Annotated in this window: 13 protein-coding genes; 3 read left to right on the top strand and 10 right to left on the bottom strand. The window is 43.4% G+C overall.

Annotated elements, in window-relative coordinates; genetic code table 11:
* Nucleotides 1-220: 220 nt before the first annotated feature.
* The 4 genes from prpC to FQ084_RS05075 all read right to left on the bottom strand — a co-directional run bounded on the left by prpC (nucleotide 221) and on the right by FQ084_RS05075 (nucleotide 5,405).
* Nucleotides 221-1,348, bottom strand: a complete 1,128-nt coding sequence (gene prpC / locus FQ084_RS05090; RefSeq protein ID WP_149489515.1) for a 2-methylcitrate synthase — start codon at nucleotides 1,346-1,348, stop codon at nucleotides 221-223.
* 135 nt (nucleotides 1,349-1,483) lie between these two features.
* Entirely contained in the window at nucleotides 1,484-2,374 is an 891-nt protein-coding gene (prpB, locus tag FQ084_RS05085; RefSeq protein WP_149489514.1) for a methylisocitrate lyase, read from the bottom strand.
* A gap of 402 nt (nucleotides 2,375-2,776) precedes the next feature.
* Nucleotides 2,777-4,075, bottom strand: a complete 1,299-nt coding sequence (locus tag FQ084_RS05080; protein ID WP_149489513.1) for an NRAMP family divalent metal transporter — start codon at nucleotides 4,073-4,075, stop codon at nucleotides 2,777-2,779.
* A 295-nt stretch (nucleotides 4,076-4,370) separates the two neighbouring features.
* The gene (locus FQ084_RS05075; RefSeq protein ID WP_149489512.1) at nucleotides 4,371-5,405 is read right to left on the bottom strand and encodes a LysR family transcriptional regulator; all 1,035 of its coding nucleotides are present in this window, start codon (nucleotides 5,403-5,405) and stop codon (nucleotides 4,371-4,373) included.
* Nucleotides 5,406-5,661: 256 nt separating this feature from the next.
* On the opposite strand from FQ084_RS05075, the gene FQ084_RS05070 reads away from it, so the two are divergent.
* Entirely contained in the window at nucleotides 5,662-6,615 is a 954-nt protein-coding gene (locus tag FQ084_RS05070; RefSeq protein ID WP_149489511.1) for a hypothetical protein, read from the top strand.
* Nucleotides 6,616-6,771: 156 nt separating this feature from the next.
* Nucleotides 6,772-7,458 carry a hypothetical protein gene (locus FQ084_RS05065; RefSeq protein ID WP_149489510.1) on the top strand — a complete coding sequence of 229 codons (687 nt, stop codon included), beginning with the start codon at nucleotides 6,772-6,774 and terminating at the stop codon, nucleotides 7,456-7,458.
* A gap of 218 nt (nucleotides 7,459-7,676) precedes the next feature.
* Here the strand turns inward: FQ084_RS05065 and FQ084_RS05060 are convergent, their stop codons facing one another.
* Nucleotides 7,677-8,150: a hypothetical protein gene (locus tag FQ084_RS05060; protein ID WP_149489509.1), complete on the bottom strand. Its 474-nt coding sequence runs from the start codon at nucleotides 8,148-8,150 to the stop codon at nucleotides 7,677-7,679.
* A gap of 250 nt (nucleotides 8,151-8,400) precedes the next feature.
* On the opposite strand from FQ084_RS05060, the gene FQ084_RS05055 reads away from it, so the two are divergent.
* On the top strand, nucleotides 8,401-9,075 hold the full coding sequence (locus FQ084_RS05055; RefSeq protein ID WP_149489508.1) for a hypothetical protein: 675 nt from the start codon (nucleotides 8,401-8,403) through the stop codon (nucleotides 9,073-9,075).
* A 147-nt stretch (nucleotides 9,076-9,222) separates the two neighbouring features.
* Here FQ084_RS05055 and FQ084_RS05050 read toward each other — a convergent pair whose 3' ends face one another.
* From FQ084_RS05050 to FQ084_RS05030, 5 genes are all read right to left on the bottom strand, one after another.
* A complete protein-coding gene (locus tag FQ084_RS05050; RefSeq protein WP_149489507.1) occupies nucleotides 9,223-9,966 on the bottom strand; it encodes a zinc-dependent peptidase in 744 nt (247 codons plus the stop codon).
* 90 nt (nucleotides 9,967-10,056) lie between these two features.
* Complete coding sequence (gene rhuM, locus FQ084_RS05045) at nucleotides 10,057-11,049, bottom strand: RhuM family protein (protein ID WP_149489506.1); 993 nt, start codon at nucleotides 11,047-11,049, stop codon at nucleotides 10,057-10,059.
* 102 nt (nucleotides 11,050-11,151) lie between these two features.
* A complete protein-coding gene (locus tag FQ084_RS05040; RefSeq protein ID WP_149489505.1) occupies nucleotides 11,152-12,249 on the bottom strand; it encodes a helix-turn-helix transcriptional regulator in 1,098 nt (365 codons plus the stop codon).
* 200 nt (nucleotides 12,250-12,449) lie between these two features.
* On the bottom strand, nucleotides 12,450-14,531 hold the full coding sequence (locus tag FQ084_RS05035) for a hydantoinase/oxoprolinase family protein (protein WP_149489504.1): 2,082 nt from the start codon (nucleotides 14,529-14,531) through the stop codon (nucleotides 12,450-12,452).
* 40 nt (nucleotides 14,532-14,571) lie between these two features.
* Nucleotides 14,572-16,335, bottom strand: a complete 1,764-nt coding sequence (locus tag FQ084_RS05030; RefSeq protein ID WP_149489503.1) for a hydantoinase B/oxoprolinase family protein — start codon at nucleotides 16,333-16,335, stop codon at nucleotides 14,572-14,574.
* Between the last annotated feature and the right edge of the window lie 284 nt (nucleotides 16,336-16,619).

Here is a 16,619-nt window from a genome sequence, read left to right as displayed (position 1 = left end):
ATCTATGCGCTACCTAGCACTTATTATTAAACGCGAAAAACTTAGCTTTACTAAAAAAACAGGGTTTTACTAGAGTAAAAGTCAGTCTAAACTCATAAGAAGGTTTAGCGGTTAAGCCAGTCAACATAGCTGACTTAACCGCTAAATTCTCTATACTAACGTACGGTTTATCTGGCATAAGGACTTATGCCAGATAGTTAATCTATATAGCCTATATAGATTAACGCGCACTTATCTCTGGTACTGGGCGCAATTCTTCACCGGTGTATTCCGCACTTGGGCGAATGATACGGTTGTTAGCGCGTTGCTCAAACACATGTGCTGCCCAACCAGTTAGACGCGAGCAAACAAAGATTGGCGTGAACAGTTTGGTTGGGATACCCATAAAGTGATAGGCTGAAGCATGGAAAAAATCAGCATTACAGAACAGTTTTTTCTCGCGCCACATCACTTCTTCACAGCGTACTGATACTGGGTATAACACCTCATCACCAACGTCAGCAGCGAGCTTTTCAGCCCAGCCTTTAATGACGACGTTGCGTGGGTCTGATTCACTATAGATAGCATGACCAAAGCCCATGATTTTGTCTTTACGCGCCAGCATCGCCATCATCTCTTTTTCGGCTTCGTCAGGTGAGCTAAAGCCTTCAATCATATCCATCGCCGCTTCATTTGCGCCGCCATGCAAGTGACCGCGCAATGAGCCAATCGCACCAGTAATACAAGAATGGATATCAGATAGGGTAGAGGCACAAACGCGCGCGGTAAAGGTTGAGGCGTTAAACTCATGCTCAGCGTAGAGGATAAGAGAAACGTTCATGACCTTGGTATGGAGCTCGTTTGGCTTTTCACCTTTAAGCAGATGCAAGAAGTGACCACCAATCGTGTCGTCATCCGTTTCTGTTTCAATACGCACATTGTCGTGGCTAAAGCGATACCAATAGTTAATGATTGATGGGAATGCCGCCAGCATACGATCTGCTTGGTCGTTTTCCTCATCAAAGCTCATTTCAGTTTCTAAGTTACCGAGCATTGAGCAACCGGTACGTAACACGTCCATTGGGTGCGCTGCAGCAGGTATACGTTCAAGCACTTCTTTTAATGGCTGTGGCAAACCACGTAAGCTTTTTAATTTGGTCTGATAAGCATCAAGCTCGCTTTGGGTTGGCAAGTTGCCATATAACAATAAGTAAGCCACTTCTTCAAAAATACATTTTTCAGCAAGTTCTGATACGTCATAACCGCGATAAGTCAGACCAGAGCCTGATTTGCCAACGGTAGATAAAGCCGTCTTGCCTGCGACTTGACCGCGTAGACCTGCACCTGAAAGTTCTTTTTGTGCTGCCATGATAAATTCCTTTTGTTGGTAGCTTTTGGGGTGAAATACTAGTAATGGTTAAACGATAATTAAACAGTCATCAGTAAAATTAAATATCGATGATTTTGCTGATGACTTACTTGCATGATTATTGATTGTCCGTCCTTACTTACTATCGGCAAATAGTTTATCTAGCGTTTGCTCAAACTCATGATAGTTTAAGAAGTCATAAAGCTCCATACGCGTTTGCATGGTATCGACGACTTTTTCTTGTGTGCCATCATCAAGCAGATGCTGATAAACGTTTAATGCCGCTTTGTTCATCGCACGGAAGGCGGATAATGGATAAAGTACCATATTAACCCCAACCGCATATAACTGCTCGGTGGTGTATAAATCAGTTTGACCAAACTCAGTCATATTTGCGAGGACTGGAATATCCAATACATCGGTAAACTTACGGTACATCTCGATATCGGTCAATGCTTCGGCAAAAATCATATCGGCGCCTGCTTCTTGAAAGGCAACGGCACGTTCAACAGCCGCATCAAGACCTTCTACAGATAGGGCGTCCGTACGCGCCATCACCACAAAGTCTTTATGCGTCTTGGCATCAAGCGCTGCTTTTAAGCGATCAACCATCTCTGAGATGCTAACGATTTCTTTATTTGGGCGATGGCCACAGCGTTTTTGCGCCACTTGGTCTTCGATATGCACAGCTGCAACGCCGGCTTTTTCCATTTTCTTAATCGTTTGAGCGATATTAAATGCACCACCAAAACCGGTGTCGATATCGACCAATAACGGCGTATCCACCGCATCGGTAATACGGCGCGCATCTTCTAAGACGTTATCAAGGCTTGTCATACCCAAATCAGGCAGACCAAATGAAGCGTTTGCTACGCCCGCACCAGAGAGGTACAAAGCTTGATGACCGACTTGGGTTGCCATCATAGCCGTATAAGCATTAATCGCACCGGCAATCTGTAGTGGTTGGTTATTATCGTTTTTTTGTTTCATTGCACTGCGAAAGCGAGCGCCAGCTGATGAGGTCATGTCGTAGTCCTTACGTGGAGGGATAATCTTATCGATATGATGAAGAAGGATGAGATTGTTGTGCTTGATTATACCCAATTATCCATGACTGCAAAGCGGTGTTTTACTGTTATTAATTAATAAAAATTAATAAATCTATTAATTTTTATTAATTAATTCATATTATGAATAGTGATATCCATTTTATAGAGATTTGCTGAGATTACTATTCATATAGTTCAAGTTATAAAATCTTCGCCATATTATTATTTACATTTAGTTACAAATCACTCTGTTTTAGTCTATTTTGGCTTTGTTAAGGCTGACCATAGCACTCAGCAATAAAAAGCCCTGATAGCTGAGCTAAAAGGGCTTTTATGATAAAAGGTTTTATAACGAGATTTTAATCAAAATTAACCCGCACTAACCAAGGATACCAGCAAGATTGGCTAGGAATAACAAGGTAAAACCACCTAAAAATACAAGACTTGCGATTGAATAGGCATTCATACCGGCTGATAGTTTTTTATGGTTTTTCACGAGCGAGTAGTTTAACCAACCAAAGATAGGTGCGGATATAAATGCTGATATCATGGCGAACTTCAGCATAGCGCCTAACTGTCCGGCAAAGAAACTAATAATCACCAGTCCGCCACCGATAGCATAAGTGGTCCAAAAGGCGATTTGTTTCTTATTAATCTCGTCTTCACCTTTAATCAAACGCCAGCATTCAGCATTGGCACGCCCGTAACCATCCGCACAGGTAATGGTGGTGCCAAACATGCACATAAAGGCGACGAAGGCGACGAGTAGTCTTGACCATTCACCGATAGTGGCGGTATACATATTGATAAGCTGATCGATATAAGCGACACCTGCAGTCTGAATCTCTTGACCAGAGCCGTATTGTACGAAAACACCTAACGCTAAGAAAAACAGCGCTAAAATAGCAGAGACTAAGAAACCAACATTAAAATCCAACAAACCCTGACGATGCGTTGTGTTGTCAGCCTTTCTCTTGGCTGATGTCCACATCGAGGTGATGGCAGCGAACTCAAGTGGTGCTGGCATCCAACCCATCAATGCCACAATGAAACCCAAAGTCGCTAAATTCCAAGGAGATGCTGGGACAAAATCAGCAACCATCACCGTCGGCTTGCCAGCAGCAATCATCACGGCTAACACGGTTGCGGATACGAGCGCAATCATAATCCACTTAGTCACACCATCAAGCAACTTATAATGGCCAGCAATCAGAAAAAACCAACATACAGCAACGATGATGATAGCTAAGGTAATGCTTGATAATCCTACAGAAGCTGGCAGCATAAAGCCCAATATTACGGCAGCAAGTAATGTCACGGCCCCAGTACTAATCACCGCCGATAAAATGGATAGAATAAAATAAACCCATAGATAGGCTTTTGAGCGTTTGGCATAGCCTGCAATTAGACTCTCGCCAGTATCATAGACGTAATCAGTACCAAAGCGGAAGAAAGGGTATTTGAAGACGTTGGCTAGAATAATCATAATCGCTAGCTGCCAGCCGTATAGTGCACCTGCCTGCGTAGACGAGATTAGATGTGAGCCGCCAATAGCAGCAGTCGCCATTAAAATACCGGGACCGAAAATTCGCCAGCTAAATCCTTCTTGCTGCGGAATAACGGCAACGGCGTCGTCATCGTCAGTGATACTCGGGTTATTGAGTGGTTGTGTGGTCATGAATACCTCGAAATGGTTAAAACGGCAAATTATCACTTACCTGTGTCAGCTTGCCAATGAGCGTGAGAAAAACGTTTTATAAGAACCTAAATATAAAACGATTCATCTTGAATCGACTTTAGCATAATGCTGCTGGACAGGATAAGGATTATTCTAATTATTATTACTAATAGTTTGCATGCCTATTCTTGATAGTTAGCATAATAAGTGATGAATATCAAGGGTTAGCACTGCGTATTTTTTGCCGGTTCTTTATAACACAATACGCCACCGATATCTGCCCATTTGACGCAGTTTAGCGTTGTGATATAAAACTTTGCTGCCGATAAGTAATACCACGGCGCTCATAGACCTGATAAATCGCGCTCAGCAAGTCGGGGATTTTAGGATGGACAAAGTCTTTGAGACTATGTAAGTAGATAGGAGAAGTGGCATTTTCATGCAGCAGGCGTCGATAGACTATTTGCTCGGTACGCACTGTTTTTAGGCTGGCAGGTACCAAAGTAATGCCTTCGCCAGCGGCAACCAAGCCGAGCGCCACTTGTAAATCACTCACGGTGGTGGTCATAAATGGAGAGATGCCATATTGGGCAAACAGATGCAGTAAAGGTTCGGTCACCGGCTCAAAAGATGGCTGCTCGTTAGACGACTCATTATGTCGGCTGCCGCTTTGATTATTAGCAGTAGCCATATTATTAATAGTGTTCTTAATAGGTTGGGCTGTCGTCGATATAGGCAGGTGGGTTTGATGATATAAAATCAAGCGATTATTTGCCAAGTCAATCAAGCGTTGTTCAGTGATATGGGCGAGCGCATGCGCTTTAGGAAGCGCTACCAAATAACGCTCATGACGCAACAATATTTGCTGAATCCATGGGTCTTGATGAGCAAAGCGACCAAAGCCAACGTCAATTTCGCCCGTTTTTAAGGCTTCAATTTGCTGATAGGAGCTGATGTCCTTTAAATTGACCTCAATATCAGGGTTAGACTGTTTTAGCTTAGCGATGACCTCAGGTAGTAAGCCATACAGCACTGATGGCACAAAACCAATATTTAAGGCGGCACTGGGCGCTGACAAGCGTTGGGTCATACTGGTGACGGTGTCAATCTCTGTCAGTATCGTACTGATTTTATCGTAAAAGAATACACCCGCTTCTGTCAGATGTAGCGGTCTATGATAACGATCAACCAACTCCACTCCCATATCGGTTTCAAGCTGCTTTAATAAACGGCTAAGCGTAGGCTGTGACAAGCCTGTTTTGGTGGCAGCCGCGCTAAAGCTTTTGCAATCAGCGATAGCAATAAAAGCATTGAGCTGTTTTAAATCCATATTTTCATGCTCATCTGTCTATGACGCTTATTTAACCTAATATTGTGGCTATTTTCTATGAATAGGAGAAACAAGCGTAAATTATACTTGAAGGAGGGGATGCGACGCACTATATTGTGTGGTAACGATAGTGTTACAATTTAGCAAACAATTTATGTAAATTAGCCATACAGACCAAGCGTGAAAACAAGCCATTTTTACCCTCATTGTAGCAATCATTTATTTTTCGTGGCATTAACTTTTCTGGTATCACTTCATGAGCGATAAAAAAAGTAACCAAAGTGCGGATTTAGAGGCAAACTTAGCGAAAATTGCTAATGCTAAGCCACGAAGACGTTCGCGTAAAGATAACATTTATGAGCGCTTTATCACGCGTGTCGAAAATGTGGATAGTGCTGATAGTGACGGCAATCGCGAACAAACTAATGGCGAGGGCTGGCTGGCGCCATTAAAACCGCTAAAAAATGCTGATAAGCTGTCATCCTACGAACCTTTGAGCGCCGCAGAGTTGGAACTATTTGCAAGCCAGCAAGATGAGCTACAGCAAGAGACAAGTCTCAAGGGGAAAAACACCACAAGCACGGGCGTTAACTTAGATTTCTCCGATGAGAATGAGGATTTGGCTACAAGTCATGCAGCAGGTTTCAATCTAGATAAACCATCAAATACTGAATCAGATGACGACTATTCAGACAACCATAATGACAATATCGCAAGAGAGACAGCCTCTTTAGGTAATGATGATCATTACCATTATGAAAACCCTGATATCGACGATTTAGCCACACAACGCCCAACTGAGCTAGTGCCGTCAAAAGATATTAAGCTGGCAAGTAGCAAAAAACCGCTCATCATCGGGATGATTGTTGGCTCATTATTGATTGCTGCGATAGTATTGACGCTTATCTTTACCGGTTTTCTGTCAACAACACCGCCTGCCACTGATTCGGATACTAGTAATGGTAGCAATAAAGTAAATGCAGCAGATAATACACCTAATGCTAGCAATCAACCAACCGTAGATTCTGAAACCAGTGTACCAAGCACTGATAAAAAAAATACTGCCAAGAACATACAAGTAGCCGATGGTCAGCCTAAAGCGCTCACGACCAATGATTCAGAAAATGAATCAGCCTCTGAGCCTGCCATTACATACGAGGACTTTAGACAAGAGTCACAAAGTACGTTGTTTCGTGAGACCAACGATTAAGAGATTTCAAGGCATAAAACCAGTATCTTGATACCGTTTATCCGGTAATCCTAGCGCTCATACCAAAAACCATTGCATCACATTAAAGGTTACGTATCATCATATAAACATGCGGCTATATACCGCTAATCACATATATTGATACGGTATTTACCTATGAGCATCTCAACCAACGACATGAATCCTGCTACTGCTACAGAGCTGCCTAGCGATAGCAGTAATGATGTTATCTTGAATGTCGAGGGTCGAAACCGTATGCGCAGGCCTTATGAGCGCTATATGCAGCAAACCACGCAAAAACGTGCAAAAGAACCAACACCTTCATTCTCTACTAACACTGCTAAACCAACCAAGGGTAGGTCGCTTCATAACGCCAAATTTCTCAGCGTCATTAGTATCTTTTGTGCTGCTTTCTTGCTTGCCGTGTTTGCCTCTAATCATTTACTCTCAAAAAAATCTCAGATATCACTAGAGACTAATAGTACAGCAATTTCTGAAAATACAGTTTCTGCCAATCAAATAAAAATAGCAGTAGCAGCAACCAAGCCTAACTTCATTCCTAAGTCTATTGAGACTCCAAATGAAACGCAAAATGCTTATAGGCAAGTAGATACTATGGCAGTTAAAATGTCACTTAGTGAGAGTGATTTTAAACAAGAGGCGCAGAATACATTATTCCGTGACTCAGAAGAAAACAGAGGACACTTACTAGCAATACAAACAAACCATCGTCCTGACACGACAATTCAGCAAGATATTAACCAAGAGGAATTTGGAGTAGAGGCTAAAAATATATTATATCGAGAAGAAGATATTTCAGAAGCATATAAGTTAGCCGAATAAGCAGCCCGGCTAAGTGTCAATAATCGCAGTAGAAACTTAACAGTCTAAACCTTTATTATCAATGACTTTAAACAGTCTATTTAACATAATATACATTATGCGAAAACAAACCAACGGTCTTAAGAGCTGAGTGCAATATATTTTATCGAGTGCCATTTGCAAATCTTCGTCTTCATTTCTATTAGAGTTCATTCAAAAATATTGGTATCAGATTCCAATTAACGACAATGCTTAAGCAAATGCTCTCGTAACGATGTGCCATCTTCATCTAAGATGACGTCTACCACTTTGCAGGCAGAATCATCACACGACAACTCATAATACACATTATTGCCTTGTGCTAAGCTGACTTGGACCAGCCCTCTGGTGGTCACTGAAAACTCCTTATCTTGTCCATAGTCAGGATCTTGAGAACTCCATAACACGTCATAACCAATATGACATGACGCTTGTTTTCTATCAAAGTAATCTTGCTCAAGCTGCATAGCAGCCTGCAGCTCCTGACTGCCATACTGCTGCAATACGACCGGATAATCTTGACCTTGATTATTTACATCCTGCTGATACATATTAGCGATGGTCGTGACTTTCATGGCAAAAGCCGTCTGTAGTGCCTCTGTTAGATTGGCGGTAGCAGACATGGCAGGAAATCCTATGAGTAACATCATGATAGAAAACATTGTTTTTTGCATGGTGTCCTCCATGAATATGACGTTATATGTGCTATATTCATTAAAACATATATAAAATATCGTTTTACGACATAATTGTGTTAATGAGGTTTGTAACCAGAATCAGCATTTACACAGCACCATTATGAACTTTGATGAGTTATGAGTACTATTGATGAGCAAACGCCCATTTAACTCAGTATTTATTCAGGTCTCAGGTCTCAGGTCTAATGCCGCTCTAATTTCAATAAGCTACGATAAGGATATTCTTATGATGCCGTCATCTCGTTTTGATATTTCTCAGTCAGGGTTTTATAAATTAATAACAGCTGCGTGCTTTGCCTCCCTACTTGTTGCGACTGGCTGCTCATCTTCTGCTGATTCTAATGTCAGAATACCCAATCAGCAAAATGGTAATACCTCAGCGCCCGTCATCTCTGACACCAGCCAGCAAACGCTCAGACAGCAAGCGTTGCGTATTCAGCGTGCGTTGGCGACTAATGACTTTGCTCGCATCACCAATGATATCCACCCAACTCGCGGCGTTCGTTTTTCGATGTATGCGTATGTGCGACCTGAGACCGATAAGGTCTTTAGCCGTGAACAATTCGCCCAATACCTACAACAGTCCAAAATCCGCTTTACTTGGGGTGATTTGGATGGTACTGGGGAGTTATTGGTCACGCCGCTACCGACGTATTTGGCGACTTGGGTTGATGCTAAAAAGTTTAACGATGCTCGCATAAAAACTAATGATTTTGAGTCTAGAGGTAATATGATTAATAACGTGAAGGATGTTTACCCAAAATCAGACGTGGTTGATTTTTATTATAAGGGTACGGACGAGTATGACGGTATGGATTGGCGTGGCATGCGCTTAGTATTTGATGACTATCAAGGCAAACGTTATTTAGTGGCTATCATCAATGACCAATGGACGGTTTAAAGCCTTTTTATCCATAAAAACATGAGTTTATAGCCATAAAAACTAGCACAGGGCGGTGTTATTGAATCCATACACTGCCCTTTTTATTGCTTTTTTCACCTATATATATTTTTATTTGCTATAGATACTTAATACTGATGATTTTTATTAAAGCGGCGTTTGGCGAAAAAACTTCACCATAATCTCGTAAATGTCAGGGTAAGCGTCGACCAGCTTTTGCGGCGTCTCAAAAAACACTTCACTGAGTACCGCAAAAAACTCCGCTGGATTGGTTGCACCGTAACGATCAAGACCTGATTTATGATGGGTTTGAAAATCCTCAAAGTCTCGCGTCATAATCTCAGTCCAGCGCGCAGGATCCATATCGGTTTGCAGCGGCGGAAAACCATTGGCGCGACCATTTAACATATCGAGCTTATGCACAAACTCATGAATGACCACGTTATGACCGTCGCGCTCGCCTGAGTGTTTGGCATCTTTCCACGACAGAATGACAGGACCGCGTAACCACGCTTCGCCGCTGCGGTGTTGGCTACCTTCGTGGACGATACCCAACTCATCTACGGTGGTGGTTTCGCTCTTATAGGAACCTGGATAAATAATAATGGCTGACCAGCCAGCATACCATTCAAGGCTTAGATTTAAGATAGGCAGGCAAGCTTGCAAGGCAATAGACTGCCTAACCGCATTGGTAATCTCGAAACCCTGCGCCCCAGTAATTGACTTGTTAGCCAAAAACAACGTCGCCAGCTCAAACAGGCGTGTTAGCTCATTCTCGTTTAGCCTATCAAGTATCACAATACGCTTAGCGGCTTGCATCCAATCAGCATGGGTAAATTCGCTGTTATCCAAGATACGCTGATCGCGCCAGTCTTTTATCATGCTAAACATATTGAATTTCCTTTAATTTTTTGTCGTTAGACTGTGCTTTTTATTATTAGCGTTATGAGTATTACGTGGCACGGATGATAAACCTACTTATTAACTCTCTAAAGACAGCATATTCATAATCAACTTAATCAAGGTTTCTTTTTGGTTGGGGTCAGATTCAGCGACCAATAAGGTTAATGCGGCAAGCCCCGTGTTATTAATAACCATGTCACCTTTATCATTGAGCAGTCGATTATTACGATGCAGAAAATCCACAAACAAAAAAGCGCCGCTGCGTTTATTGCCATCGGTAAAGGGATGGTTTTTGACCATAAAGTACAGCAGATGCGCCGCTTTACTCTCAATGGTTGGGTATGCAGGCTCACCAAACACCGTCTGCTCTAAAGTACCTAGCACGCTGTCCAAACCATCACCGCGAGGCTTAGCAAATAGCTCAGTCGCCTCACCTCTATCTATAAGCTGCGCTTTTAAATCCGTTAGTGCTGCCATAGCTTCAGTCGGACTCGGTAAGATACCGCCCTCTTGCCCTGCAGGGTTATCAAGTAAACCTTCATCATAGCGCTGTAACCATAAGAATGTTTGTGTGTAACGGCTGATAATCTCAACCAAGCCGCGTCCTTCATCAGTTTTAAGCTCGGGACTTTGCGCGGTTTTTCTAATTAAATTTAACGCTTGTTGTAGCTCGCTTGAGTTTTTATCAAAGCGCTCTTGATTGAGCGTATAGCCTTGAACTAAGTATTCTCGTAAGCGCTGAGTAGCCCAGCGTCTAAACTGCACACCTTGGGGAGATTTGATGCGATACCCCACTGAGATAACCACATCTAAGTCATAAAAAGTCACAGGGCGATCAGAATTTGCAATATGCATTTTTTGCATATTGCTTTTTTCAGCGATTTCTTCATCATTGATGGCATTGGCAATATGACGCGAAATAACTGACTGGTCACGACCAAACAGCTCGGTCATTTGTGCTTGTGACAGCCAAACAGTCTCTTGCTCAAAGCGTACGTCTACCTGCGCCTTTCCATCAGCGCTTTCATAAATTTCTACTTTTGCCATGTCATCATTGATAGCATTGATCATCTCAGTTCACCCAATCCTAATCCCAATAAATGCCTGCGCTGTGGTTATTATTCTTAATAAGCAAATCATACAGCGACTGCATGACAGAGTACATAACAATGACTACCCTGTGCTTGGGGTATCTCGCGGCGTATAGCCGAAATGCTGCTTATAAATACGTGAAAAGTAACCTTGATCGCCATAACCGACTCTATGCGCCACTTCATCGATAGTCACGTAGCTTTTGGTTTTTAAAATATGATTGGCCTGCTTTAAGCGCAATTCTTTTACCCATTCTGAAAAACTATAGGGCAAGTTGGCAAACAGCTTATGCAAGTATCTGACGGATATATGACAAGCAGCAGCGACCAGCGCTGGAGTCAAGGCAGGGTTTTCTAGGTGCAAATAGACGTAATGCTCGATGCGCTTTAGATGGACCGACTGTATAGATGAGCTATTACTCATCATCACTTCTTTCGGAGCACTCAATGTTAATACAATAAGATTAAGCAGCTGCTGCTCTAGGATTTTAACCTCTAAAGCCGCCAATCGATGCTGCTGAATCAGCTCTAATATCTGTCTGATTTGAAAAACTAGCAGCCTACCTGCGCCTTCATCAATGGACAGACTACGGGCAAACTGCCGCTCTATGGTGCCCATCTGCGGGGTTAATAACACTAAAGGCACCTTAATCACATATAACGATACTTCTTGCAGATGATAAAACTCGTAAGGTAAGTTTGATAGCTCAATAAAAAACTGACCCGGGCTTGAGATTAATTGGCGGTTTTCTTGCGCAAAACGAACGCTGCCGGTCACAGGAAAGGTGATTAAAATACTGTCATCGCTATTATTGGCATTAATGCCGTCACTATAATGGTTGCTGCTTACTAAAGTGCGTTTATAATGTACGGTATTGGCATGATAATGCGATACCCCGATATCCAAAAGCTTAGCATGTTGCAAGTAACCAGAAAATTGACTTGGCTGGCGAAAGCTCACATTGAGATCAAAATAGGTGTCGTTGATGGTGCGCTTCCAATCAAACGCATCTAATGTTTGTGCCGTGCTTATAGGAGGCGTTGAAGATATTGGCGGAAGTGGTGTTAATAGTGGGAATGGTACTGCCGAATTTGAAATAGAACTCTCCCCTACAATGTCCATGAGACTATCGCTTTTTGCTGTGCCATTTGTCTTATCTGTATCGTGACCTGCATTCATCCTTGAATACTCTATGAATAAAAAATGAGCGGTAATAGCTGCTTATAAGCGCCTTATCGGACGCTAAGCGTTTATTTTTATATCATAAACGTATAACTACTATGATGTCTAATACGATACCTAAAACAAACATCAGGCATTAAACGAGGGTTCAATGCCTGATGGAAAGGTTATAAAGCTAGAACGATAAAAACTGCAAGCTAAGCCGCTTTGATCAGCTTATAAGTGCCCGTTTCATGCAGCTCTGCTTGCCAGCCTTTTTTAATCACAATCGTGGTGGTCGGTTCTTGAATAAGCGCAGGCCCTTCAATCAACGCCCCTGCCCCAAACTCTTCACCATTATAAATAGGCGTATCAATCCATTCGTAGCCTTGATCTAATATCATCTCACGGCTGCCGACTTGTGCCTGACTGATATCACCTTGTTGCTTAGCAAGCTCTGGTAGCTTAGGCTTACTGATTTTACCGATGACAGCGACTTCGATATTAACCAGCTCCACCTTATTGTCACGCTCATCATAAGTATAGAGCTCTTTATGACGATGATGGAAGGCTTCTAAGATCGTTTGAATACTGGCGGCATCAAGTTTGCCATTGGGTATCAGCACATTACATTCATGCACCTGCCCTACGTAGCGCATCTCCATTGTACGCTCGATGATAATATCGTCTTCTGCAAAGCCATCTTCTAGCAGTTTTTGCACTCCTAGGCTTTCTAGCTCATGCAAGGTGGCATTGAGCGACTGTAGCTCTGAATCTGGCGCAATAAGCATCATTTGCGTGGCCAAATAGTTATATTTAATATCAGAGATGATTTGGCCAAAGGCGCAGAGACAAGAAGCAATCTTTGGTATTAAAATAGTACTAATACCCATTTCTTCTGCCAAATCAACAATATGCATGCCAGCTGCACCACCGGCACAGATTAATGCAAAGTCGCGAGGATCATATCCTTTTTCGATGGTAATACGGCGAATGCCGTTTGCCATATTTTGGTTGACGATGGCGCTGATACCAAAAGCTGCATGCGCCAAGTCAATTTTTAGTGGGTCGGCGATATACTTTTGTACCGCTTGCTGAGCTTTGTCTTTATCTAAAGTGACACAGCCACCTAACACGGCATTAGGCTCTAAGTATCCTAACACTAAATTGGCATCAGTAACGGTTGGCAACTCACCACCTTTACCATAAGAGGCAGGCCCCGGTGTCGCGCCAGCACTTTGTGGACCGACCTCCAACATACCAAAATTGTTCACATGACCAATAGAGCCGCCGCCTGCACCCAACGTTTCGACATGTATCATCGGCACGCCAATACGATTGCGTAAGAAATCAATATCACGGTTTAGGCTGGTTCGGCCAGATTTGGCCATAGTGATGTCAAAAGACGTACCGCCCATATCAACGGTGATGATGTTATCAATACCAAAGGCGCTAGCAATATATAAACCCGCTTGCGGTGCTGATGCTGGTCCTGAATTGATGGCATTAACCGCTCTTTCTCGCATGATGTTACCGACAGCAAGTCCGCCATTTGATTGAAAGTAACGGACCGGCTGCTCAGCCCCTAGCGCTTTAAAGTAATCATCAATCTTATGCACATAAGACGCCATAACGGGGCTTAAATACGCATTAACCAGTGTTGTTGAGGTACGCGTATATTCCTTAATCTGCGGATATACTTCACTACCGCAGCAGACAAACACCCCCGGCATATGCTGCTCGATGAGTGCTTTGGCCCGCTGTTCGTGCTGGGTATTGCGAATAGACCACACAAAAGAGATGGCAACCGCTTGCACGTCTTGCTGTTTTAACACTTTAATCGCATCGAGGATATCTTGCTCATTTAGCGGCTCGTGTTCGGTACCGTCTGCTAAGATACGCCCACGGATGGGAAAGCGGCGGTCACGCGTGGCAATCTGCGGCGCTGGCGGGTAACTGGCATCATAGCGGTGTCCTTCTTCTTTGTGCCCTAAGCGTATCTCAATACTGTCTTCATGCCCTTTGGTACATAGCAAGCCCACTTTCACGCCTGTCATCTGAATCAGGGCATTCAGTGCGACTGTTGTACCATTAATACACAAGTCGCAGGCTTGAATGATGTCCTCAATAGGACGGTTAAACTTGTTGGCAATTTGCTGTAGACCATTGGCAATGGCTAAGGTGCCATCCTCTGGGGTCGATGGTGCTTTAAATAGATGAATGTCACCTGTTTTTTCTGCCAAGACAAAATCTGTAAAAGTCCCGCCAGCATCAACGCCAATACGAAAATCGTTGTTCATAAGTCATCCTTAACTCAATCATGAAAGTTCAATGTGTTTTTTATGCGGTTATCTGACGGCGCAAGTACTCAGTCTCGGCTTCATTGAGCGTCAAGGTTTCTGGGTCAATCACCACACCATATTCAATCTTTGCCGCAGAGATTGAGATAATCCTTTCTTGTACATCCTTGATGACCGCTTTAATATCGCGATCAAATGAGCTGCCATAGCCACCGCCACCCGGATTGGTATTACGCGCACGTTCACCCGGCGTGATTTCAGTAACGGTATTTTTTCTATATAAGTCCGTTTGCCCGTCTTTATGCAGTATCTCTAGACGCCCAACCTTAAGCTCGGGTGAGATTTGCTCAGCACCGCCTGCACCCATGGTGGGATGCTGACGACCTTCGCCAAAGGCAATAACCGTCATAGTATGGTCTAATGGCTCAACTTCCCAAACCGTACCACAGCCGCCGCGGTACTCGCCAGCGCCGCCACTGTCTTCTGCCAAACCATACTTATGAATTAAGATAGGATACTGATATTCCAATAGCTCAATATCCCCCGAGCTTAGCGCCCCAAAGCAGCTCAATGGCCCACAAGCATGCCAGCCATCCATTTGCTGCGTGGCGCCGGCCCCTGAAATAATAGACGCCAAAATCATGGTGACGTATTGCTCGCCAGTCTTTGGATCGATACCAGCAATATTAATCCCTGATGAATGCCCCCAAGACGCGGTAACACGCTCAGGTGCCGCCGCTTCAAATGCCATACGTACTGCATCGGTTAAAGTTTCCATTGGCGTGGTCGTACAGTTAACATGCGGCGCAGGTTCTTTGGCATTACATAAGGTGCCATGCTCACCCAAATCAACGCTAACACAGCGATATAAGCCTTCGTTATACGGCGGCTCTACTTGAGCAAACATCATCAGCCCAAGCAATACCCCTGACATCGAGTTACCGGCATAAGAGTTGATGAAATAAGGAACTTGCGGTGGACTGGTGATTTTAATATGTACATCACTGTCTTTAATGACGATATCTGCACTGATGGTCATATCGCCCAAGCCATGACCCGAGTCTTCTAATACTGCCTCGCCATGATAATCGCCATCTGGGATAGAGGAGATTAATGAGCGCATATGGTGGTCGGCCATGTTCTTTAACTCTTCAATCGCACCGCGCACCGTTTCAACACCGTATTTATCTAGCAGCGCAATCATGTTGCGCTCACCGACGGCACACGCCCCATACTGAGCATTGAGATCGCCTTCTTGATTACGGCGTGAGCGCATATTACTGTGTATGAGGTTAATGACATCACGACGTCTAACGCCTTTCTCCCAAATCTTAATAGGCGGAATGCGTAAACCTTCAGCATATATCTCTTTGGCGTCAGGGTTATAGCCTGCGGGTACAGGGCCTCCGATATCAGTGACATGACCTTTACAGACCGTCCAAAAGACCAGCTCACCTTTATAAAATACCGGCTTATACATACAGCAATCTAAGATATGGCTACCCATCATTACAGGGTCGTTATGATAAATCACATCACCCTCATGAATGTCATCACCGTAATATTCGGCGACGGCTTTCATGGCTGGCATGAGCGACCCTAAATGAATGGGAATATCTTGCCCTTGCAAAATCATCTCAGGCAAATGATCAAACAGCGCATTACTGTAGTCATGGGCTAAGTTAAAGACACTCGAACGGGCGGTTTTTTCTAAGGTGGTTGTCATCTCACGCTGCGCCGTTTCTAGGGCACCACGTACGACAGACAAGGTAATAGGATCTATAGAGGGGTGAGCGTTGCTCATAAAAGACTCCTTGTCGAGAAATTTGGGTCAGAAGAAGCGCGTTTATATAGGAGAAATAAAAGAATATGCCGGTCTATATGACCATTTATCCTTACCATTCATCACGCGCTTTATCTGGCTTATCATCTATCCTAATGATCAAGCTTTTTCACTATAGCGAGGTTTTGGCAAAATAGATTGACTGTGCGTGCATAGTTTTTGACTGTGCGTGCACAATCGTAGTAAAAATTACAATAATTGGTTATCAATAAAACGGCTAAAAATGTCAGTTGGGTGCTGTAAAG

This window comes from Psychrobacter sp. ANT_WB68 (assembly GCF_008369115.1).
Taxonomy (GTDB): domain Bacteria; phylum Pseudomonadota; class Gammaproteobacteria; order Pseudomonadales; family Moraxellaceae; genus Psychrobacter.
This window is presented reverse-complemented; position numbering and strand designations above follow the sequence as displayed.